The 18,769-nt window shown below is 71.7% G+C and carries 18 protein-coding genes and 1 pseudogene; 8 read left to right on the forward strand and 11 right to left on the reverse strand.

Going from position 1 to position 18,769, the window contains the following annotated elements; translation table 11 throughout:
- Positions 1-272, forward strand: a pseudogene (locus G3I53_RS22985) (hypothetical protein); the annotation flags it as partial.
- Between the two features lie 24 nt (positions 273-296).
- On the opposite strand, the gene G3I53_RS22990 reads toward G3I53_RS22985, so the two are convergent.
- The 8 genes from G3I53_RS22990 to hemL form a co-directional block, all read right to left on the reverse strand.
- On the reverse strand, positions 297-1,064 hold the full coding sequence (locus G3I53_RS22990) for a CDP-alcohol phosphatidyltransferase family protein (protein WP_164333127.1): 768 nt from the start codon (positions 1,062-1,064) through the stop codon (positions 297-299).
- Positions 1,065-1,240: 176 nt separating this feature from the next.
- Positions 1,241-2,314, reverse strand: a complete 1,074-nt coding sequence (gene ccsB / locus G3I53_RS22995; RefSeq protein WP_203591600.1) for a c-type cytochrome biogenesis protein CcsB — start codon at positions 2,312-2,314, stop codon at positions 1,241-1,243.
- 74 nt (positions 2,315-2,388) lie between these two features.
- On the reverse strand, positions 2,389-4,167 hold the full coding sequence (locus G3I53_RS23000; protein WP_164333125.1) for a cytochrome c biogenesis protein ResB: 1,779 nt from the start codon (positions 4,165-4,167) through the stop codon (positions 2,389-2,391).
- Between the two features lie 3 nt (positions 4,168-4,170).
- The gene (locus G3I53_RS23005; RefSeq protein ID WP_164333124.1) at positions 4,171-4,944 is read right to left on the reverse strand and encodes a cytochrome c biogenesis protein CcdA; all 774 of its coding nucleotides are present in this window, start codon (positions 4,942-4,944) and stop codon (positions 4,171-4,173) included.
- Position 4,945: 1 nt separating this feature from the next.
- Positions 4,946-5,575, reverse strand: coding sequence for a TlpA disulfide reductase family protein (locus tag G3I53_RS23010; RefSeq protein ID WP_164333123.1), 630 nt, complete (start codon positions 5,573-5,575; stop codon positions 4,946-4,948).
- Positions 5,576-5,640: 65 nt separating this feature from the next.
- On the reverse strand, positions 5,641-6,909 hold the full coding sequence (locus G3I53_RS23015; protein WP_164333131.1) for a polysaccharide deacetylase family protein: 1,269 nt from the start codon (positions 6,907-6,909) through the stop codon (positions 5,641-5,643).
- A 339-nt stretch (positions 6,910-7,248) separates the two neighbouring features.
- Entirely contained in the window at positions 7,249-7,896 is a 648-nt protein-coding gene (locus tag G3I53_RS23020) for a histidine phosphatase family protein (RefSeq protein ID WP_164333130.1), read from the reverse strand.
- A 53-nt stretch (positions 7,897-7,949) separates the two neighbouring features.
- A complete protein-coding gene (gene hemL, locus G3I53_RS23025) occupies positions 7,950-9,266 on the reverse strand; it encodes a glutamate-1-semialdehyde 2,1-aminomutase (protein WP_164333122.1) in 1,317 nt (438 codons plus the stop codon).
- 326 nt (positions 9,267-9,592) lie between these two features.
- On the opposite strand from hemL, the gene G3I53_RS23030 reads away from it, so the two are divergent.
- Both G3I53_RS23030 and G3I53_RS23035 read left to right on the forward strand, forming a co-directional pair.
- A complete protein-coding gene (locus tag G3I53_RS23030; protein WP_203591597.1) occupies positions 9,593-10,222 on the forward strand; it encodes a hypothetical protein in 630 nt (209 codons plus the stop codon).
- Between the two features lie 193 nt (positions 10,223-10,415).
- Positions 10,416-11,309 (forward strand): hypothetical protein, encoded by an 894-nt coding sequence (locus G3I53_RS23035; protein WP_239064056.1) that lies wholly within the window; start codon positions 10,416-10,418, stop codon positions 11,307-11,309.
- A 93-nt stretch (positions 11,310-11,402) separates the two neighbouring features.
- On the opposite strand, the gene G3I53_RS23040 is transcribed toward G3I53_RS23035, so the two are convergent.
- Positions 11,403-11,897, reverse strand: a complete 495-nt coding sequence (locus tag G3I53_RS23040; protein ID WP_031103123.1) for a peptidylprolyl isomerase — start codon at positions 11,895-11,897, stop codon at positions 11,403-11,405.
- Positions 11,898-11,988: 91 nt separating this feature from the next.
- Positions 11,989-13,386, reverse strand: coding sequence for an NAD(P)-binding domain-containing protein (locus tag G3I53_RS23045; protein WP_164333121.1), 1,398 nt, complete (start codon positions 13,384-13,386; stop codon positions 11,989-11,991).
- A gap of 117 nt (positions 13,387-13,503) precedes the next feature.
- Between G3I53_RS23045 and G3I53_RS23050 the strand changes: the two genes are divergently transcribed.
- The gene (locus G3I53_RS23050; RefSeq protein WP_164333120.1) at positions 13,504-13,869 is read left to right on the forward strand and encodes a metalloregulator ArsR/SmtB family transcription factor; all 366 of its coding nucleotides are present in this window, start codon (positions 13,504-13,506) and stop codon (positions 13,867-13,869) included.
- Between the two features lie 106 nt (positions 13,870-13,975).
- Positions 13,976-14,923 carry a Rieske (2Fe-2S) protein gene (locus tag G3I53_RS23055; protein WP_239064057.1) on the forward strand — a complete coding sequence of 316 codons (948 nt, stop codon included), beginning with the start codon at positions 13,976-13,978 and terminating at the stop codon, positions 14,921-14,923.
- 51 nt (positions 14,924-14,974) lie between these two features.
- Here the strand turns inward: G3I53_RS23055 and G3I53_RS23060 are convergent, their stop codons facing one another.
- Positions 14,975-15,868, reverse strand: coding sequence for a virginiamycin B lyase (locus tag G3I53_RS23060; RefSeq protein WP_164334072.1), 894 nt, complete (start codon positions 15,866-15,868; stop codon positions 14,975-14,977).
- 436 nt (positions 15,869-16,304) lie between these two features.
- On the opposite strand from G3I53_RS23060, the gene G3I53_RS23065 reads away from it, so the two are divergent.
- From G3I53_RS23065 to G3I53_RS23075, 3 genes are all read left to right on the forward strand, one after another.
- Positions 16,305-17,504, forward strand: a complete 1,200-nt coding sequence (locus G3I53_RS23065; protein ID WP_164334071.1) for a hypothetical protein — start codon at positions 16,305-16,307, stop codon at positions 17,502-17,504.
- A gap of 9 nt (positions 17,505-17,513) precedes the next feature.
- Positions 17,514-18,104, forward strand: a complete 591-nt coding sequence (locus G3I53_RS23070; RefSeq protein WP_164334070.1) for a hemerythrin domain-containing protein — start codon at positions 17,514-17,516, stop codon at positions 18,102-18,104.
- 117 nt (positions 18,105-18,221) lie between these two features.
- On the forward strand, positions 18,222-18,710 hold the full coding sequence (locus tag G3I53_RS23075; protein ID WP_343240670.1) for a DUF2243 domain-containing protein: 489 nt from the start codon (positions 18,222-18,224) through the stop codon (positions 18,708-18,710).
- Positions 18,711-18,769 lie beyond the last annotated feature (59 nt).

An 18,769-nucleotide genomic window follows, 5' to 3' on the forward strand; every position in this document is an offset into this window, starting at 1 on the left:
CCGAGGCGCGCCTGCGGGCCCCGGAGGCCGTGGCGGAGCTGCGCGGCCTGCTGGACGCGGCCGGACGGGCGCGCACCGCCGAGCGGTTCGCGCAGGCGTCGGTCGACCTGCTGAGGGGCGCGGACGGTGATCCGGCGGCGCTGGCCGCACGCGTCGGCCTCGCGTCCCGGCCCGCGGCCTACTACGGCCTCCTGGCCGAACTCGTGGGCTCCGCCCCGCCGCCCCGGCCGCACCCCCGGCCTCCGGACGGCCGTGGGGCCGGGCACGGGTGACGTCCGTGCCCGGCGGGCCGGGGGTCAGCGCAGGCGGGAGGACGACAGGATCGACAGCAGGTGGGCCGGGACCATGACCCAGGTGATGACGGCCAGGGCGGCCAGCGCCCAGCGGGTCGGCTCGATGCCGCCGGTGACGGCGTCGGCGACGGCGGCGACGAGGAGCACCAGGGACGCCTCGATGCCGTTGGTCACCCGGTGGATCTTGAACGCGGCGGCGATGCGGCGGACGGTGGCGACGCCCTGGGAGCGGGGGCGGGCCGACTCGTCGTCGGCGACGGCCAGGCCGCGGCGGGCGCGGGCCACGTCGACCAGGTCGGTGGACGCCTTCAGCAGCACGACCCCGAGGGCGGTGGCGATGCCGACGGACAGCCAGCCGCCGACGCCGGACTCGGCGGCCCGGTAGCCCGCGCCCGCCAGCAGCGCCGCGTCGGCGAGGTAGGCGCCGAGCCGGTCGACGTAGATGCCGGCCGCACTGTTCTGGCCCTTCCAGCGGGCCACTTCGCCGTCCACGCAGTCGAACAGCAGGAACAGCTGCATGAGGACGACGGCGAGGATCGCACCGGTCAGGCCGGGGATCATCAGCGCGGCTCCCGCGGCGACCCCGCAGACGACCATCGTCCAGGTCAGCTGGTCCGGGGTGACCGGGGTGCGCACCAGCTGACGGGTCGTGTGCAGGGATATCTTCCGCATGTACAGGCGGCCGGCCCAGTGTTCGCCGTTGCGGCTCGCCAGCTTGGCCTGCGGCTGGCAGACCTCCCGCAGCTCCTCAAGTGCTGGTGCGGCACCCATGACGTTCCTCTCACCCGGCCCAACTGCCGCCTGCGCGGCGATGATCGAGCCAGGCTACCGAGGCGGTCCGGCGGCCCCGACAGGGGTCACCGCGGCCGGTCACGGCGAAGGCCGGTCCGCGGTGACGGGTGTCACGGCGGACCGGCCTTCGCCGGGGGCAGGGGATCGGCCGGGGGTCAGAATCCGACGGCCGCCAGCGCGCCCAGGCCGACGTCGGCGTAGGAGTGCTTGCCGGAGACGAAGATGTTCACGCCGTAGTAGTTGAACAGCCAGCAGGCGAAGGCGGCCAGGGCCAGGTAGGCGGCCTTGCGGCCCTTCCAGCCGGCGGTGGCGCGGGCGTGCAGGTAGCCGGCGTAGGCGACCCAGGTGATGAAGGACCAGGTCTCCTTGGGGTCCCAGCCCCAGTAGCGGCCCCAGGCGTCGCCGGCCCAGATGGCGCCCGCGATGATCGTGAACGTCCACAGCGGGAACACGGCCGCGTTGACGCGGTAGGCGAACTTGTCCAGCGAGGAGGCGGCGGGCAGCCGTTCCATCACAGAGGTCGCGAAGGCGCCCGGCTTGCCGCCGTTCACCAGCTTGTTCTCGTACGAGTCCTTGAACAGGTACATGATCGTGCCCATGGCGCCGACGTAGAAGACCGCGCCGCACAGGATCGCCGTGGAGACGTGGATGTACAGCCAGTACGAGTGGAGCGCCGGGACCAGCTGGTCGCTCTCGGTGTAGAGGACGGTGACGGCGAGCCCGAGGTCGAGCAGGACGGCGGTGGTCAGGAACAGGCCGATCCAGCGCACGTTCTTCTTCAGCGCGAGCAGCGCGAGGTAGACGCCGACCGCGGTGGTGGAGAACGTGATGTTGAACTCGTACATGTTGCCCCACGGCGCCCGCTCCACGGACAGCGCGCGGGTGACCACGCCGCCGAGCGCGAGGAGGAACGCGAGCACGGTGAGGGAGACGGCGATCCGGCCGTAGAGGTCGCCCTGCTCGTCACCGCCGTGGGCACCGGGCCCGTCGGGCACGTCGCGCGTCCCGGCCGTGGCGCGGACGGCGACCTTCGGCCGCTCCAGGACGGCGGTGCCGCCGCCCTGCCGCACGGTGACGGCGGGGCCGCCCTCGGCCTCCTGCGCCTTCGGGGTGAGCGCGGCGGCGGTGCGGGCGACCTTGCTGCGACTGCCGAAGATCCACTCGGCGATGTACGCGAAGAAGGCCAGGGTGTAGACCGCCATCGCCGAGTAGATGAGCACGTTGCTCATCTCGGCGAGGCTCTCGTTGGTCGCGGCGGCCAGCTGGGTGGCGGCACCGGCCAGGTCGGTTGCGGCGGCGAGAGTCACTGCTTCTCAGCCCCTTCGGCAGGTTCGACGTCGGACTCGGTAGCGGAGTCGGAGGCGGGGGGATCCGCGGCGGCCGCGGATGCTTCGGTCGGGTCGTCCGGATCGTGCGGGCCGTCCGGCCCGGGGGCGCCGGGGGCCCGGTCGTAGAGGATCTCCGCGAGGTCGCCGAGTTCCTCGGGCACCTTGGCGGACTCGCTGCGGCCGAGGCCGCCCATCTCGACGACGGTGACGCCGTCGGCGCCCTTCACCGCGCGCACCCACACGCGGCGGCGCTGGATGAACAGGGAGCCGGCGAGGCCGCCGATGGCGACGACGGCACCGCCCAGGGCCCAGCCGCCGCCCGGCTCCTGGACGATCTGGAAGCCGGCCCACTCCTTGACGTCCTTCTCGAAGGTGACCGAGCCGGCGCCGTCGGGGAGGGTCATGGTCTCGCCGGGCGTCAGCATCTGCTTGAACAGCTCGCCGTCGGCGTCCTTGAACTCCTCCATCTTCGTCTTGTCCATCTGGTACACGCTCTGCGGGATGCCCGAGTCGGCCTTCAGGTCGCCGTGGTACGCGGACAGCGCGAGCACCGGATAGTCCAGCGCGGGGAACTGGGACAGCATCGTGCCGCTGGCCGAGCCGCCGAAGGTGGGCACGAAGAAGGCGTTGAAGCCGAGCTGTTCCTTCTCGCCCTCGGGGTTGCGGTAGCCGTCGAGGACCTTGATGACGCCGGAGGAGGTGACGTTGCCGTCCAGCGGCAGCAGCGGTACGGCGTTGCGGTACACGACCTCGCCGTTGCCGTCGCGGACGGTCACCACGGGGGCGTAGCCGTGGCTGACGAGGTAGACCTTGGCGTCGCCGATCTCCAGCGGCTTGTTGACCTTGACGGTGGTCTTCTTCTCCTCGCCGTAGGCGCCCTCGCTGTAGGTGAGCTCGGCCTCGTAGGTGCGCGGGGTGCCCTTGTTGGGGCCGCTGCGCTCGTACGTGCCCCGGAAGTCCTTCACGGTGAAGCTGAACGGCTCCAGGTCGCCGACGTCGAAGAGGTTGCCGGACTTGAAGTCGTCGTACTGCGGGAGCGTGTTGGAGAAGCCGTCGCCCTCGACGATCAGCTTGTTGCCCTCGGACTTGAACAGCTGGCCCCAGGCGAACGCGATCAGCATCACGATGAGCGCGATGTGGAAGGCCAGGTTGCCGACCTCGCGCAGATAGCCCTTCTCGGCGGCGACCGCGTCACCGGCGAGGACGGCGCGGAAGCGGCGCTTCTTCAGCAGGGCCAGGGCGGCCTCGCGGACCTCCTCGGGCTCGGTCGCGGTGCGCCAGGTGGTGTGCGCGGGCAGCCGGTCCAGCCGCCGGGGCGCGCGCGGCGGGCGGCCACGCAGCTGGCCCACGAACTGCCAGGTGCGGGGCACGATGCAGCCGATGAGGGAGACGAACAGCAGGATGTAGATCGCGGAGAACCACACCGAGCTGTAGACGTTGAACAGGCCCAGCTTGTCGTAGACCGGCGCCAGCACCTCGTGCTGCTCGCGGAAGTCGGCGACCCGGGTCTCGTCGATGCCGGTCTGCGGGATGAGCGAGCCGGGGATCGCGGCGAGCGACAGCAGCAGGAGCAGCAGCAGCGCGACCCGCATGGAGGTGAGCTGCCGCCAGAACCAGCGGGCCCAGCCGATGACGCCCAGGGAGGGCAGGTTGGGCTGTTCCTCGCGGGGGGCGGTGGACAGCTGGGAGCCGGCGGCGCCGATCCCCTGCTCGTCACCGGCCTTCGCGGTGGTGTCGGTCGTGGTGTCGCTCATCGGTCAGATCCCCACCGTGAAGCCGTTGGACCAGGTCTGCATCTCCGCCACCAGGCTGTCCCACACGCCGGTCAGCAGCAGCACGCCGGTCAGGATCATCATGGTGCCGCCGATGCGCATGACCCACACGTAGTGCCGCTTGATCCAGGCGAACGCACCGAGCGCCTTGCGGAAGGCGATCGCGGTGAGGACGAACGGCACGCCCAGTCCCAGACAGTACGCGACGGTCAGTAGGGCGCCGCGTCCGGCGCTCTCCTGCTGGGCCGACAGGGTCAGGACGGACGCGAGGGCGGGACCGGTGCAGGGGGCCCAGCCGATCCCGAACAGCGCGCCCAGGACGGGCGCTCCGACGAGTCCGGTCGCGGGGCGCTTGGTGAGACGGAACTCCCGCTGGGTGATCCAGGGCATTAGGCCCATGAAGAAGGCGCCCATGAGGATCATGAGGACGCCGAGGACCTTGGTGAGGACGCCCTTCTGCTCCTGGAGCGTGTACCCGAAGTACCCGAAGAAGGCCCCGCCGGAGACGAACACGGCGGTGAACCCGAGGACGAACAGGGAGGCACCGGCGACCATCCGGCCGCGCCGGGCCTCGCCCAGGTCGGTGCCGGAGGCGCCGGTGACGTAGGAGAGGTAGCCGGGGACGAGGGGGAGCACGCAGGGCGAGAAGAAGGACACCAGGCCCGCGAGCAGGGCGATGGGCAACGCCACCAGCAGCGCGCCGTTGAGCACGGTGGTGTTCGGGTCCACGCCGGCGGCGAGCGTGTGCAGGGCCGTCACGTCACTTCTCCGCGACGACCGGCTCGAGCATCTTCAGCAGCCGCTCCTCGCTGAGCGGGGACAGCGACCGGGCGGCGATGCCTCCGTCCCGGTCCAGGATGAGCGTGGACGGGATGGCCTGCGGGTTGAGCGTGCCCTTGTCGAAGCGGAGCAGCAGCTTGCCCGTGGGGTCGTACAGGCTCGGGTAGGGGACGTCGAAGTCCTTCTCGAAGGCGAGCGCGGGGCCGGTGCTGGTGTCCCGGGTGTTGATGCCGACGAACTGCACGCCCTTGTCGGCGTACTCCCGCGAGACCTTGGCGAAGTACTTGGCCTCGGCGCGGCAGGGGTTGCACCAGGAGCCCCAGACGTTGAGGACCACGACCTTGCCCCGGTGGTCGGCGACGTCGAGCTGCTTGCCGTCGAGGGTCTTGCCGGACAGCTCGGGCGCGGTCGCCCGCTCGCCCTTGGGGGCGGTGGCGATGCCGTCGGAACCGGTGACGAAGTTGGTGTCGCCGCCCCCGCCGGACGTGCCGCCGGAGCCGCAGGCGGAGATGAGCAGAGCGGCCGCGGCAGCACCGGCGGTGAAGACGGCGCGGCGACGGACCCGGGTGGTGCGGTTCGAACGCTGGGGGGCGCGACTGGCGGCACTCATGTGAAAAGTTTCGCATGCCCGTTCTGGGGATCTTGCCCACCCCCCTGGTGGGCATCCCGGCCTCGTCAGGAGGCGTCCGGGCCCCCGGTCGCGGAGCTGCCCGCACCGCCCTTGAGGAAGTCGTTCCAGCCTCCGGCGGGTTCCTGGCCGACGTCCAGGGTACGCAACCGCTCCAGCACCTCGGGCTTCTGCACGTCCAGCCAGTCGGTGAACTGGCGGAAGGAGACGAGCCTCACGTCGCCGCCCTTCTCCTTCTCCCGGGCGATGTGCTTGAGGGCCTTCTCCACGGCGTCCATGTAGATGCCGCCGTTCCACTGCTCGAAGTGGTTGCCGACGAAGAACGGCGCCCGATTCGACTCGTATGCCCGCTTGAAGCCCGATATGTAGGCTCCGGCGGCCTGTTCACGCCAGCCCGGGTAGTTGTGGGCCGGCGCCTTGGTCGTGTTGAGGGACTGGTTGGCGAGCATGTTGTAGTCCATCGACAGGACCTCGAAAGAGCGTCCGGGGAAAGGTATCTGCTGGAGCGGAAGGTCCCATATGCCCTTTTTCTTCGTGGGCCAGACCTGCCGTCCCCCCGGCGACGACGCATCGTAGCGCCAGCCCAGCTCACGGGCGGTGGGCAGCAGGTTGTCCTGGCCGAGCAGACAGGGCGTCCGGCCGCCGACGAGTTCCTTGTCGTAGTCGAAGGGCAGGGACTCCAGGTCGGTCCAGCCGGTGTGGGTCCGCCACTGCTTCACGAACGACTTCGCCTGCTCGATCTCGCTGCGCCACTGCTTCGGCGTCCAGTTGGCGACGCTGCCGGAACCGGCGCAGAAGTGACCGTTGAAGTGGGTGCCGATCTCGTGCCCTTCGAGCCAGGCCCGGCGGACGTTCTTCAGCGTGTCCTTGACGTGGTCGTCGGTCAGGTAGCCGATGTCCGAGGCGCCGCGCGGGTTGTTCGGCGGGTCGTACAGGCGCTTCTTCGACTCCGGGAGCAGATACAGCCCCGAGAGGAAGAAGGTCATGTGCGCGCCGTGCTCCTTGGCGAGGTCCAGGAAGCGCGGGAACAGCCCGTTGCCGACCTCACCGGCCCCGTCCCAGGAGAAGACGACGAACTGCGGCGGGGTCTGGCCCGGCTCCAGCGGCACCGGCTTGTCGGGCTGGTGGGGCTGCTTGCCGGTGAAGGAGGTGGAGCCGTCACCGATCGGCCGGACGGTCCTGCTCGGCTTGGGATCCGGCGTGCCGGAACGGCCGCCGCGGGAACCGCCGGCCCGGTCCGGGCCGTCCGATCCCGTGAGGCCGCCGCAGCCGGCCAGCGAGACGGCGGCCGCGGCGCCGGCACCGAGCCCGAGCATTCCCCTGCGGGTGAGACTGCGCATGGCATCCCCGATCGTCACGCGTGAAGGTGTTCACTCAGTCAGAGGACCCCGGGGGCGGGCAGGTTCCCCGCCAAATGCGGAGATTTCGCAACGAACACCGCGGACCGGCCACGGGAGCGCGGCACGGCTCCCGCACCGTCCCGTACGCGCGACACCGCCCGGACGTTCACGGCGGACACCGCCGAGCTGCCACGGAGGGGGAACGCGGACGCCCGCGGCCCCCGGCTGCGGGGACCGCGGGCGGACCGACGGCGAACGGGCCGCACGACCTGCTGCCTGCTGCCTGCTGCCTGCTGCCTGCTGCCGTGCGACGGCTCAGGCGCCGAACGCCTTGCCCTTGCCCTTCACCGGCTTGGCACCGGCGAGCAGATGGGCGGGCACGAGGTCGCGGGCCGGCTCGCTGTAGCCGACCGAGACGATCCGGTCGCCCTGGTAGGTGAACGTGGTCAGCGAGGCCAGCGTGCACTCCCGCCGGCGCGGGTCGTGCCACAGCCGCCGGCGCTCGACGAAGGACCGCACGATCCAGATCGGCAGCTGATGGCTGACCAGCACCGCCTCGTGGCCGCGCGCCGCGTCCCGGGCCGCGTCCAGCGCGCCCTTCATCCGGACCACCTGCTCGACGTAGGGCTCCCCCCACGACGGCTTGAACGGGTTGACGACGTGCCGCCAGTTGCCCGGCCGGCGCAGCGCCCCGTCCCCGACGCCGAAGGTCTTGCCCTGGAAGACGTTGCCCGCCTCGATGAGCCGCTCGTCGGTGGCGATGTCCAGGCCGTGCGACTTGGCGATCGGCTCGGCCGTCTCCTGCGCCCGCTCCAGCGGCGAGGCGCCGACGTGGGTGATGTCCCGGCCGGCGAGGTGCTCGGCGACCCGGTCGGCCATCCGCCGGCCCAGTTCGGACAGGTGGTAGCCGGGCAGCCGGCCGTAGAGGATGCCCTCCGGGTTCTCCACCTCGCCGTGCCGCATCAGGTGGACGACGGTGATGTCGTCGTTCTTCTTCACGGACCCCTCCCCCGTGCTCACGCGGTCGCCTCCGCCGCCGCGCGGGCCGCCGCCGGCAGGGCGTCGGCGATCCGCTGGACGGCCCGCTCGTCGTGCGCGGTGGACACGAACCAGGACTCGAAGGACGACGGCGGCAGGTAGACCCCGTCGGCGAGCAGCGAGTGGAAGAACGCGGTGAAGCGGAAGGACTCCTGCGCCTTGGCGTCCTCGTAGTCGCGCACCGGGCGGTCGGTGAAGAAGACGGAGAACATGTTGGACGCGCTCTGCAGCGTGTGCGCGACGCCCTCCTTGGTCAGCGCCTCGGCGACCAGCGCCTGGATCTGCGCCGACACCGCGTCGACCTTCCGGTACGCGTCGTCGTCGAGCAGCCGCAGCTGGGCGAGCCCGGCGGCGGTGGCGACGGGGTTCCCGGAGAGGGTGCCGGCCTGGTAGACCGGCCCGGCGGGCGCGAGGTGCGCCATGACGTCGGCGCGTCCGCCGAAGGCCGCGGCCGGGAAGCCGCCGCCCATGACCTTGCCGAAGGTCATCAGGTCGGGCCGCACCCCGTCGATCCCGAACCATCCGGCGCGGCTGGTGCGGAAGCCGGTCATCACCTCGTCGGAGATGAACAGCGCGCCGTTGGCGGCGCAGGCGTCCTTCAGCCCCTGGTTGAACCCAGGCAGCGGCGGCACGACGCCCATGTTGCCCGGGGACGCCTCGGTGATCACGCAGGCGATCTCACCGGGGTGCGCGGCGAAGGCCGCGTGCACGGCCTCCAGGTCGTTGTACGGCAGCACGATCGTGTCGCCCGCCTGGGCGCCGGTGACACCGGGGGTGTCGGGCAGCGCGAAGGTGGCGACGCCCGACCCGGCGGAGGCGAGCAGCGAGTCGACGTGACCGTGGTAGCAGCCGGCGAACTTGATCACCTTGGTGCGCTGCGTGAAGCCGCGGGCGAGCCGGATCGCCGACATGGTGGCCTCGGTCCCGCTGGACACCAGCCGGACCTGCTCCAGCGGCTCGATCCGGGCGGTCATCTCCTCGGCGAGCGCCACCTCGCCCTCACCGGGGGTGCCGAAGGACGTGCCGCGCGCGACGGCGTCCTGCACGGCGGCGATCACCTCGGGGTGCGCGTGCCCGAGGATCATCGGCCCCCAGGAGCACACCAGGTCGACGTACTCCCGCCCGTCGGCGTCGGTGAGGTACGGGCCGTTGCCGGACACCATGAACCGGGGGGTGCCGCCGACGGCGCGGAAGGCACGCACCGGTGAGTTGACGCCACCGGGAGTGACGGCCGCGGCACGATCGAACAGCGCCTGCGAGGCGGGGGCTTCGTATGAATATGGCAGTGCGCTCATGACCTGCGACTTCTCCGACCTTCTCCGACGAACCGGACTCCGGGTGCGAGTGACGTGTTCAGGGTAGGCCAGGACCGCCGGCACCCCGGTGAGCCCGTCCCGCCCGGCCCCTCCCTGCGGCATCCGGCCCGGGATCCGCTGTGATCTGCGAAACTGTCCTCTGATACACACAGCTCGCACGGCCCGGACGGCCGGAGGCTGCCAAGATCCCGCGGACGTATGTTTCACCGCACGTTTCGGCGCGCGGCCGTGGGGGAGGTCACTGACACGATGATCGGGTTGCGCGGCGGGGGCCACGCGTCCTAGAAAAGCAGTCGGGTGGAGATATGCATCGCGGTGGCGGACTGGGCGAGGGGACCGACGACCTGGGTCCTCGTCGAGCCAGGCGGGGAAGGCACCGGCGCGAGGCGGAAGACGCGGAAGCGGCACGTCAGGCCCACGGGGTACCGAACGAGCCGGACCGGATCGAGCAGCAGCGCCTCGACCGGCCGGGGGCGGGGAGCAGAAATGGTGGTCGGGTGGGGGTGACGTACAAGTACTTCGGCGCGCCCGACGGCGCCACCGCGGCCCGCGTCCCGATCTCGATGCGCCCCGAGGAACTCGGCGGCGACGAGCTCGGCATGGGCGGCATGTTCACCAAGATCAAGCCGGAGACCATGGCCGCCATGGTGCTCACCGGCATAGAGGGCGTCCCCCTGCACAAGGTCCCGCCCCTGGAACTGGTCGTCCTGCACCCCGACTACGCGGTCGTGAAGCTCCCGATGACGGTCGTGGACCCGCTGCGCGGCATAGGCGAGGAGGCCGTCGGCGCGGCAGCCTTCATATGGTCCACGGTCCCGGACCGCGGCGGCCCCCGGGACGCCTTCAACGTCTACCAACTCCTGCACGAGTGGCAGGACTTCAGCCACCGTCTGCACGAGGCAGGGCATCAGCCGTACTGCCTGGTGTGGCCCTGACCCGGGGCTCCACGCATGTCGCGCGGGCGGGGCTTCCGGGCCCCGCCCTCGTCATGTGAAGCCGTCCTCGGTCCTCGCGTCGGCGGTGAGGGCTATGGTCGGCGGCGTCCGACCACCAGGAGCAGGGGGCCTCATGCCGTCAGGGCACGCACAGCAGGACAGTGCTCGAGCCCGGCGGACCGGTCCGCGGCCGTTGGCGCCCATCCCCTTCGAGGTCGAGGCGGCCTTTCCGGAGCTGACCGGTACGGTCCGCGAGGTCACCCTTCTCTACCCCCGGGCCGGGCAACCGGGCCTGGACGACAGCTCCATCGGCGGGCCGCTGCTGTGGCCGGCCGACGAACCCTGGCCGATGTGCGCCGAACCGGACCACTACAAGCCGCTCAGCGCCCCCGTCGGGCCGGAGCCGGTCGCGATGGTCCCGGTGGTCCAGCTGTACGCACGGAACGTGCCCGGCCTCGTCTTCCCCGCCGGCACCGACCTGTTGCAGATCCTGTGGTGTCCGCTCGTTCACGAGGACGACCAGTACGCGGCCAACCCCCGGCTCTACTGGCGCAACTCGGCGCTGACAGCCGCCGGTACGGCTGCCGGCGCACCCCCTCGCCCGCACACCGCGGAGGAGGACTACCTGCCGCGTCCCTGCACGGTGTCCCCCACACCGGCCGTGGAGTACCCGAACCAGGACCTGTCGGAAGAGCTCGGCGAACTGCTCGACGAGCGGTTCGAGGTCCTGAAGGAGGAACAGGGCTACGACTACTTCGAGGTGGCCACCACGCAGCAGAGCAAGGTCGGCGGCTACCCGGGCTGGACCCAGCCGCCCGACTGGCCCGACTGCGCGGGCTGCGGCACCCGCATGGAACACCTGCTCAGCGTCACCGCGACCGAGCCCGGCAGGGGCCGTTGGCTCCCCCTGGACGACCGGGACCCCCGCCATGACGAGGACACGACCCCGCCCTGGCGGGCCGAGGCGGATCCCGGCGCCCTCGACGCGTTCGGGCACGGCATGTGCCTAGGCGACCTGGGCGGCATGTACTTCTTCGTCTGCCGCATCTGCCCGGAGACCCCGTACACCCACCGCTACGACTGCTGAGCCCGGCCCGCTCGGCTCAGGCGGTCGCGACGAGGACGCCGGCGCCTCGACGTGCACGAACGAGGCCCCGCTGAGGGAGCGTGGGCGGGTGGCTCAGCTCTCGACGACGCCGGACTTCGCGATCTTGATCGTCTTGCTGGTGCGGCCCGACTGGCTGCCGAGGCTTTCGATCTTGTCGACGAGGTCCTTGCCTTCGACGACCTCGCCGAAGACGACGTGCTTGCCGTCCAGCCACGAGGTGATGACGGTGGTGATGAAGAACTGCGAACCGTTGGTGTTCGGGCCCGCGTTCGCCATCGACAGCAGGTACGGACGGGTGTGCTTGAGGGTGAAGTTCTCGTCCTCGAACTTCTCGCCGTAGATGCTCTTGCCGCCGGTGCCGTCGCCCCTGGTGAAGTCACCGCCCTGCAACATGAACTGCGGGATCACGCGGTGGAAGGGCGAGCCGGCGTAACCGAAGCCGTGCTGGCCGGTGGCCAGCTCGCGGAAGTTCCGGGCGGTTTTCGGGACGACGTCGTCGAAGAGGTTGAAGACGATGCGGCCGGCTGGTTCGCCGTTGATCTCGATGTCGAAGAAGACGTTGCTCATGATCCACTTGTTATCACGCCCGGCGGTGAAGTGGCGCCGCCTGTGGCGTTTGCCAGGGCATAGGGCGACCTGCCACTCGACACGCTGTCCGTCACGAGCCGCAGCAGCCGCCCGCCGGTGCGTCCTCGGTGGGCGTGTCCGCCGCCGCGGGGGCGACGAGCGGCAGGAGGTGGGGTTCCGGAGCCGCGCAGCAGCCGCCGCCGTCGGCCTGCGGGGCGTCGGGGGTGTCGAACAGGCCCGAGCCGCCGCAGACTCCGGTCTCCGGGAGCGTGAGGTCCACGCGGTCGGCGGAGTCGAGGTCTCCGGCGATCGCGGCGGCGACGGAGCGGACCTGCTCGTACCCGGTCATGGCCAGGAACGTGGGGGCGCGGCCGTAGGACTTCATGCCCACCAGGTAGACGCCCTGTTCGGGGTGGGAGAGCTCGCGGTGGCCGTGCGGGGGGACGGTGCCGCAGGAGTGCTGGTTCGGGTCGATCAGCGGGGCCAGGGCGGCCGGGGCCTTCAGACGCTCGTCCAGGTGCAGGCGCAGTTCGTCCAGGAAGGACAGGTCGGGGCGGAAGCCGGTCAGCACGATCACCTCGTCCACCGGGTCGAGGCGGCGGCCGTCCTCGGCCACCAGGACGATGCGGCCGTCGGCGGCGCGTTCGAACGCCTCGGTGCGGAAGCCGGTGACCGCGTCGGCGTGCCCCTGGTCGACGGCGGCCTTCGCGGCCAGGCCGAGGGCGCCGCGGGCGGGGAGCTGGTCGGCGGTGCCGCCGCCGAAGGTGGCGCCGGAGATGCCGCGGCGCAGGATCCACACCGCGCGTGTGCCCGTGCCGTCCCCGGACTCGGCCAGCTCGGCGAGGTGGGCGAGCGCGGTGAAGGCGGAGGCGCCCGAGCCGATCACGGCCGTGCGCTTACCCGCGTACCGTGCGCGGACGGCCGGATCCCGCAGGTCCGGCACGCGGTAGGTGATCCGGTCGGCCGCCGCCTTCTCGCCGAGCGCGGGCAGGCCGCTGCCGCCGGCCGGGCCTGCCGTGGCCCACGTACCGGAGGCGTCGATCACGGCGCGGGCGAGGAGGCGCTCCTCCCGGCCGTCGGCGTACTCGACGTGCACGGCGAACGGCTGCTGCTCCCGGTCGGCGTCGACGATCCGGTCGCGTCCGGCCCGGGAGACGCCGGTGACGGTGGCCCCGGTGCGGACCCGGTCACCGAGGGCGTCGGCGAGGGGCCGCAGGTACCGCTCGGCCCACTCCCCTCCGGTCGGATACGCCGCCGGGTCGGGGCGGGTCCAGCCCGCGGGGGCGAGGAGCTTCTCGGCGGCGGGGTCGACGACCTCGCCCCAGGGGGAGAACAGGCGCACGTGGCTCCACTCGCGCACGGCCGCGCCGGCCCGGTCCCCCGTTTCCAGGACGAGGGGCTCGATGCCGCGTCCGACGAGGTGGGCGGCGGCCGCCAGCCCGACGGGGCCGGCTCCGATGACGACAACGGGGAGCTGCTGGGTGCTCATGACGGTCGGTCTCCTCGACGGGACGGGCTCTACAGGGAAGGGCTTTATTTCGATACCTGTCGATGTCTTCGCACCTCGGAGCTTGGCACCCGCATCGATGAGTGTCAACATAGACGTATGTCGAAATCAGAGGTCGGGGTACTCCCTGTCCCGCAGGGTGGTGCCGGCGTGCCGTGCTGTCCGCCGATCACCTCCGGAGAGCTGTCGCAGGCGGACGCGGAGAAGATGGCCGCCATGTTCAAGGCGCTGTCGGACCCGGTGCGTCTGCGCCTGTTCGCGAACATCGCCTCGCATCCGGGCGGGGAGGCGTGCGTGTGCGACATCGCGGACGTCGGGGTCTCGCAGCCGACCGTCTCCCACCACCTGAAGAAGCTCCGCGAGGCCGGACTGCTGACCTCCGAACGCCGCGGCACCTGGGTCTACTACCGGATCGCCCCGTCCGTGGTGGCGGCGATGGCCGCCATGCTCGACCTGCGCGGCTGACGCGTCGGGACGTGGGCGGGGCCCGGCGCAGCTCCGGCGGCGGCTGCCCGGCTGAGGCTCCGGGGGCCGCTGTTTGTCTTGCGCCTCACCGGGGGACTCAGCGCCCATGAGCAAGAAGCCAGGCCGCCGCCGTATGGGCCAGAACCGGATGCTGTGGCTGCTCGACGCCCTGGAACGCGACTCCAGGGCGGACGCGGCGATCGACGCGCTCACCGGAGCGGTGCGCGCCCTTCCGCTGGGCCGCGCACGGGACGCGCTGCACGGCCGGTGGCTGGGTCATCCCCTGCATCCGTTGATGGTGCAGGTGCCGGTCGGCAGCTGGATGTCGGCGGCCGTGCTCGACCTGTGGCCCGGCCGGTCCAGGGAGGCCGGTGTCCTCGTCGGCGTCGGTCTGGCGGCGGCCGGACCCGCCGCGCTGGCCGGCGCGGTCGACTGGGCGGAGCTGCGCCGGCAGCAGACCCGGGTGGGGCTGGTGCACGCCGTGGCGAACGCGGCGGCCGTGGGACTGTACGGCGCCTCGCTCGTGTCCCGCGTCCGCGGCCGGTCCGTCGCGGGCCGCGCGTACGGCTTCCTCGGCCTGACGGCGGTCGGCGTGGGCGGCATGCTGGGCGGCCACCTGGCCTACCGTCAGGCGTCCGGCGCGAACCACGCCGAGGAGGTGCCGCACGTCGTCCGCGCGGGCTGGCACCGGGTCGGCACCGTGGACGAGTTCCCCGCCGGCATGCCCGTGCGGCGCGCCGTCGACGACGTGCCGGTCCTGGTGGTGCGCGAGACCGGCGGGACGTTCCACGCCCTGGCCGAACGGTGCAGTCACCAGGCGGGCCCGCTGTCCGAGGGCACCGTCGCCGACGGGTGCGTCCGCTGCCCCTGGCACGGCAGTGTCTTCCGCCTGTCGGACGGCTGGAACGTCCGCGGCCCCGCCACCGCGCCCCAGCCCGCCTTCGACACCCGCGTCCTCGACGGCCATGTGGAGATCAGGCTGCGCGTCGACGGCGTCGACGGCACGGACGAGGGCGACCAGGACGAGGACCAGGGCCCTCGGAACGGCACCTGACGGCAGCCTCGCGGAAGATCCGACGGCCGCTTCGCGGCAGGCCCGCCCCGGCTACGGCGCCACCCGCGCCACCCCGCCCGTCTCGAGCGCCGCCCAGAGGGCACCGTCCGGGCCCACCGTGATGCCGTGCGGTTCGCTGGACGGGGTCGGCAGGTCGTACCCGGTGATCTCGCCGTCGGCGGTGACGCGGCCCACGCGGTTGCCTCCCCACTCGGTGAACCAGCACTCCCCGGCTGACGCCGCGACGACGGCGTGCGGCCGGGCCCCGGGATCGGGGAGCGGGTACTCGGTGATCTCGCCGTCCACCGAGATCCTGCCGATGCGTCCCGCCGCGATCTCGACAAACCACAGGGCGGTGCCGTCACTGGTGATCCCCACGGGCGCGGCACCCGGGGTCGGCAGCGGGTGCAGGCCGAAGTCGCCGCCGGTGGTGAGGCGGCCGATCGCGTTCGCCTGGTTGAGGGTGAACCACAGCGCCCCGTCGGGACCCGCGGCGATCACCGAGGCAAAGGCGCCCCGGACGGGCAGCGGATACTCGGTGACCTCGCCGTCGGTGGTGATGCGGCCGATCCGGTCGGTGTTCATCTCCGTGAACCACAGCGCGTCGTCCGGTCCCGCGGTGATGCCGAAGGGTCCGCTGCCGGGCGTCGGCACGGGAAAGGACGCGGTCTCGCCCTGCGGGGTGATGCGGCCGATCCGGTGGTCCCGGGAGCGCGTGAACCACAGGGCGCCGTCGGGGCCCGGGGTGATGACCGCGGGACGGCACCCCGGCGCGTCGAGAGGGAACCGGCTGATCCCGCCGTCGAGGGTGAGCCGCGCGATGCAGCCGCTGTGGGTGAGGGTGAGCCACAGGGCACCGTCCGGCCCGGACGTGATGCCGTAGGGACCGGCGTCCTCGTCCGCCACGACGATCTCCGTGACGGACGGGGTGGCGGCAGGGCTCACGACGACTCCTTGCAGGTGGGGGGATGGGGTCCCCGGTCCCCTGTTCCCGGGCCCGGTCACCACCGCACCCTGCCCGGGCCGCGGCGACGGGCGCAACTGCTTTGCCGGCCGGGCGTGGAGGACGGTCGGCGGCCGGAAGAGGAGGGGCGGGCGGGGCATACCGGGAGCACGGGTGCCCCGCAACCGCGGACGCCCGGGGACGGCGGTCGCCCGCACGAGAAGGACGCGCGCCGGGCACGAGAAGGAAGCGCTTCCTCCGGTCCGGAAGCCGCTCCGCCCCCGTTGGTCCACCCGGGCGAACCCTGTGACCGATGGGTGTGAGCGGTGGCTCGAAAGCGACGAAGGTGAACGAATTGTGGTGCGCAATCGTGCGCGTCGCCCGAAACGGGGTACTCCGGCGGCGCGCGAGTCCCCCTCGTCCTCAGGAGGCACCCCCATGACCTTCAATCCGCTGGAGCAGCGGGGCATCCCGCTGGACCGCCAGCTACGCAACTGGCGTGAGCTGAACGTGGAGCCGATCGACCCGGACCACTGCGACCCGTACACCCGTTGCCGCGTCATCACGATGAACGGCATCGAGGTGGAAGCGATCATGTTCAGCCACCACCTGTCCCGCAACACCGTGGACCCCGAGGTGAAGCGGCAGCTGGCGCGGGTCCGCTACATCGAGGCGCAGCAGCAGAAGGTCGTCAACTGGCTTCTGCCGGGGGTGTCTTCGGTGCTGGAGACGACGATCGCCTACGAGCAGGTCGCCGTGGACCTCACCGCGTGGGTCGCGCGGATGGAGCCGGACCCGTACCTGAAGCAGGCGTACCAGTTCGGTGTGCTGGAGGACTTCGACCACCTGTACCGGTACGCGAACCTGTACGAGATGATCGAGCACCGCAAGGCGGAGTCGATCGTCGACAACCTGACCGAGGTCATGCCCGGCCGGCCCACCCGGTTCCACCACCGGGACGCGTACGACAACGTCCGTGACCCGTACGCGAAGGACGAGACGAACCCGCTGTCGAAGCTGCACGCGCTGACGATCATGTCGGCGGAGCAGCAGACGATGAACTTCTACATGAACACCGGCCCCACCTACATGGAGCCGATCGCCCGTCAGCTCTACCAGGAGATCGGGCTGATCGAGGAGGAGCACGTCACGCACTACGAGTCCCTGGTGGACCCGGGTGAGACGTGGTGGGAGCAGCTCGTCAACCACGAGTACAACGAGTGCTACCTGTACTACTCCTTCATGGAGCAGGAGAGCGACCCCCGGGTCAAGGCGATCTGGGAGCTGCACCTGAACATGGAGCTGGAGCACCTGCACCTGGCGTGCGACCTGATGCGCCGGCACGACGGCCGGGACCCGGCGTCGGTGCTCGCCCCGGAGCTGCCCAACGTGCTCACCTTCGAGCCGAACAAGGGCTACCTCCGCGAGCTGCTGGACACCCAGATGGATCTGACCACGCTCGGCGCCGGATACGTGCGGGAGGCGCACGAGCGGTTCGAGGCGATGCAGGAGCAGATCCACGGGGGCGAGGCACCGCCCAGCGACCGGGTGATGACCGAGCACGACGAGATGTTCGGCCGCGAGTACCGCGTGCAGTCCGAGGGCGAGCACCCCGATCCCGCGATGCGGGAGAAGTGAGGGTCCGCCATGTCCGAGCTTTCCACCCCGCACGCCGGGGACGACCGCGCGGCCGACGACGACGTGGTGGCGCTGCTGATGCGCCAGCACGGCGACATCCGCAACCTCTTCGACGAGGTCGAGGCGGCGAAGGGCGAGGAGCGGCGGGACGCCTTCCGCCGTCTGGTGCGGCTGCTGGCCGTGCACGAGACGGCCGAGGAGGAGGTCGTGCACCCCTTCGCCCGGAAGGGTTTCCCCGGCGGTGAGCAGGTCGTCAAGGACCGTCTCGCCGAGGAGAAGGCCGCCAAGGAGACCCTGTCGGCGCTCGACGAGATGGACACCGAAGACCCGAAGTTCATGCCGCAGCTGCTGAAGCTGCGCAAGGACGTGCAGGAGCACGCGCGGGCCGAGGAGCGGTACGAGTTCACGCACATCCGGCGCAGCAGCGACACGGCCGGGCTGGCGTCGATGGCCAAGGCGATCAAGGCGGCCGAGGCGATGGCGCCGACCCGGCCGCACCCCGGAGTGGAGTCGGGCGCGGCCAACATGGCGCTGGGTCCGGTGGCGGCCCTGATGGACCGCACCAAGGACGCCGTCCGCAAGGCGATGGGGAAGGACTGAGCATCCGCGGGACGGCCCGGGACCGGGGCCCACGGCGTGGGAGCGGTCCCGGGTCCCCCGCTTCCCGTCAGCAGACGGCGCGGGACCGCTCCCCGCGCGGAAAGGCGGACGCGCGACGTGAAGGCCCGGACCCCTCGGGAGGGCGCGGACGGCACCGGGCGCGCCGACCACCGGCGCTCGGTCCTCGTGTGCGCGCTGATCGGCGCGGCCGTGATGGCGGCCGTGGACGAGATCGTCTTCCACCAGATCCTGCACTGGCACCACTTCTACGACCGCTCCACCCCCGCTGCGGGGCTCGTCTCGGACGGCCTGCTGCACACCGCGGAGCTGCTCGCGCTGGTCGCGGGTTTCGTCCTGTACGCGGATCTGCGGCGCCGCCGGGCGCTGTCGCCCGTGCACGGCTGGGGCGGCTTCCTCCTGGGCCTGGGCGGTTTCCAGCTCTTCGACGGCATCGTCGACCACAAGGTGCTGCGCGTGCACCAGATCCGCTACGACGTCGACCTCGCCCCGTACGACTGGGCGTGGAACCTGGCCGGGCTGGTGCTGCTCCTGGCCGGCCTGGGCGTCCTGGTGCGCGCCGGGCGACGGGCGCGGCGGTCGCCGTGACGGCGTGTCCGTCGACGGCCGGCGCGTTGACGGCCGGTCCGCTGACGGCCGGTCCGCTG

The organism is Streptomyces sp. SID14436, assembly GCF_010548465.1.
GTDB lineage: Bacteria > Actinomycetota > Actinomycetes > Streptomycetales > Streptomycetaceae > Streptomyces.

What these genes read in the sequence shown, in the direction of transcription:
- G3I53_RS23055 (WP_239064057.1), top strand. Translation starts at nt 13,976, where the DNA reads ATGAGCAAGAAGCCAGGCCGCCGCCGTATGGGCCAGAACCGGATGCTG.
- G3I53_RS23030 (WP_203591597.1), top strand. Translation starts at nt 9,593, where the DNA reads ATGCATCGCGGTGGCGGACTGGGCGAGGGGACCGACGACCTGGGTCCT.
- G3I53_RS23050 (WP_164333120.1), top strand. Translation starts at nt 13,504, where the DNA reads ATGTCGAAATCAGAGGTCGGGGTACTCCCTGTCCCGCAGGGTGGTGCC.
- G3I53_RS23015 (WP_164333131.1), bottom strand. Translation starts at nt 6,909, where the DNA reads ATGCTCGGGCTCGGTGCCGGCGCCGCGGCCGCCGTCTCGCTGGCCGGC.
- G3I53_RS23000 (WP_164333125.1), bottom strand. Translation starts at nt 4,167, where the DNA reads ATGAGCGACACCACGACCGACACCACCGCGAAGGCCGGTGACGAGCAG.
- G3I53_RS23040 (WP_031103123.1), bottom strand. Translation starts at nt 11,897, where the DNA reads ATGAGCAACGTCTTCTTCGACATCGAGATCAACGGCGAACCAGCCGGC.
- G3I53_RS23045 (WP_164333121.1), bottom strand. Translation starts at nt 13,386, where the DNA reads ATGAGCACCCAGCAGCTCCCCGTTGTCGTCATCGGAGCCGGCCCCGTC.
- hemL (WP_164333122.1), bottom strand. Translation starts at nt 9,266, where the DNA reads ATGAGCGCACTGCCATATTCATACGAAGCCCCCGCCTCGCAGGCGCTG.
- G3I53_RS23065 (WP_164334071.1), top strand. Translation starts at nt 16,305, where the DNA reads ATGACCTTCAATCCGCTGGAGCAGCGGGGCATCCCGCTGGACCGCCAG.
- G3I53_RS23010 (WP_164333123.1), bottom strand. Translation starts at nt 5,575, where the DNA reads ATGAGTGCCGCCAGTCGCGCCCCCCAGCGTTCGAACCGCACCACCCGG.
- G3I53_RS23070 (WP_164334070.1), top strand. Translation starts at nt 17,514, where the DNA reads ATGTCCGAGCTTTCCACCCCGCACGCCGGGGACGACCGCGCGGCCGAC.
- G3I53_RS23020 (WP_164333130.1), bottom strand. Translation starts at nt 7,896, where the DNA reads ATGCGGCACGGCGAGGTGGAGAACCCGGAGGGCATCCTCTACGGCCGG.
- G3I53_RS22990 (WP_164333127.1), bottom strand. Translation starts at nt 1,064, where the DNA reads ATGGGTGCCGCACCAGCACTTGAGGAGCTGCGGGAGGTCTGCCAGCCG.
- ccsB (WP_203591600.1), bottom strand. Translation starts at nt 2,314, where the DNA reads ATGAGCAACGTGCTCATCTACTCGGCGATGGCGGTCTACACCCTGGCC.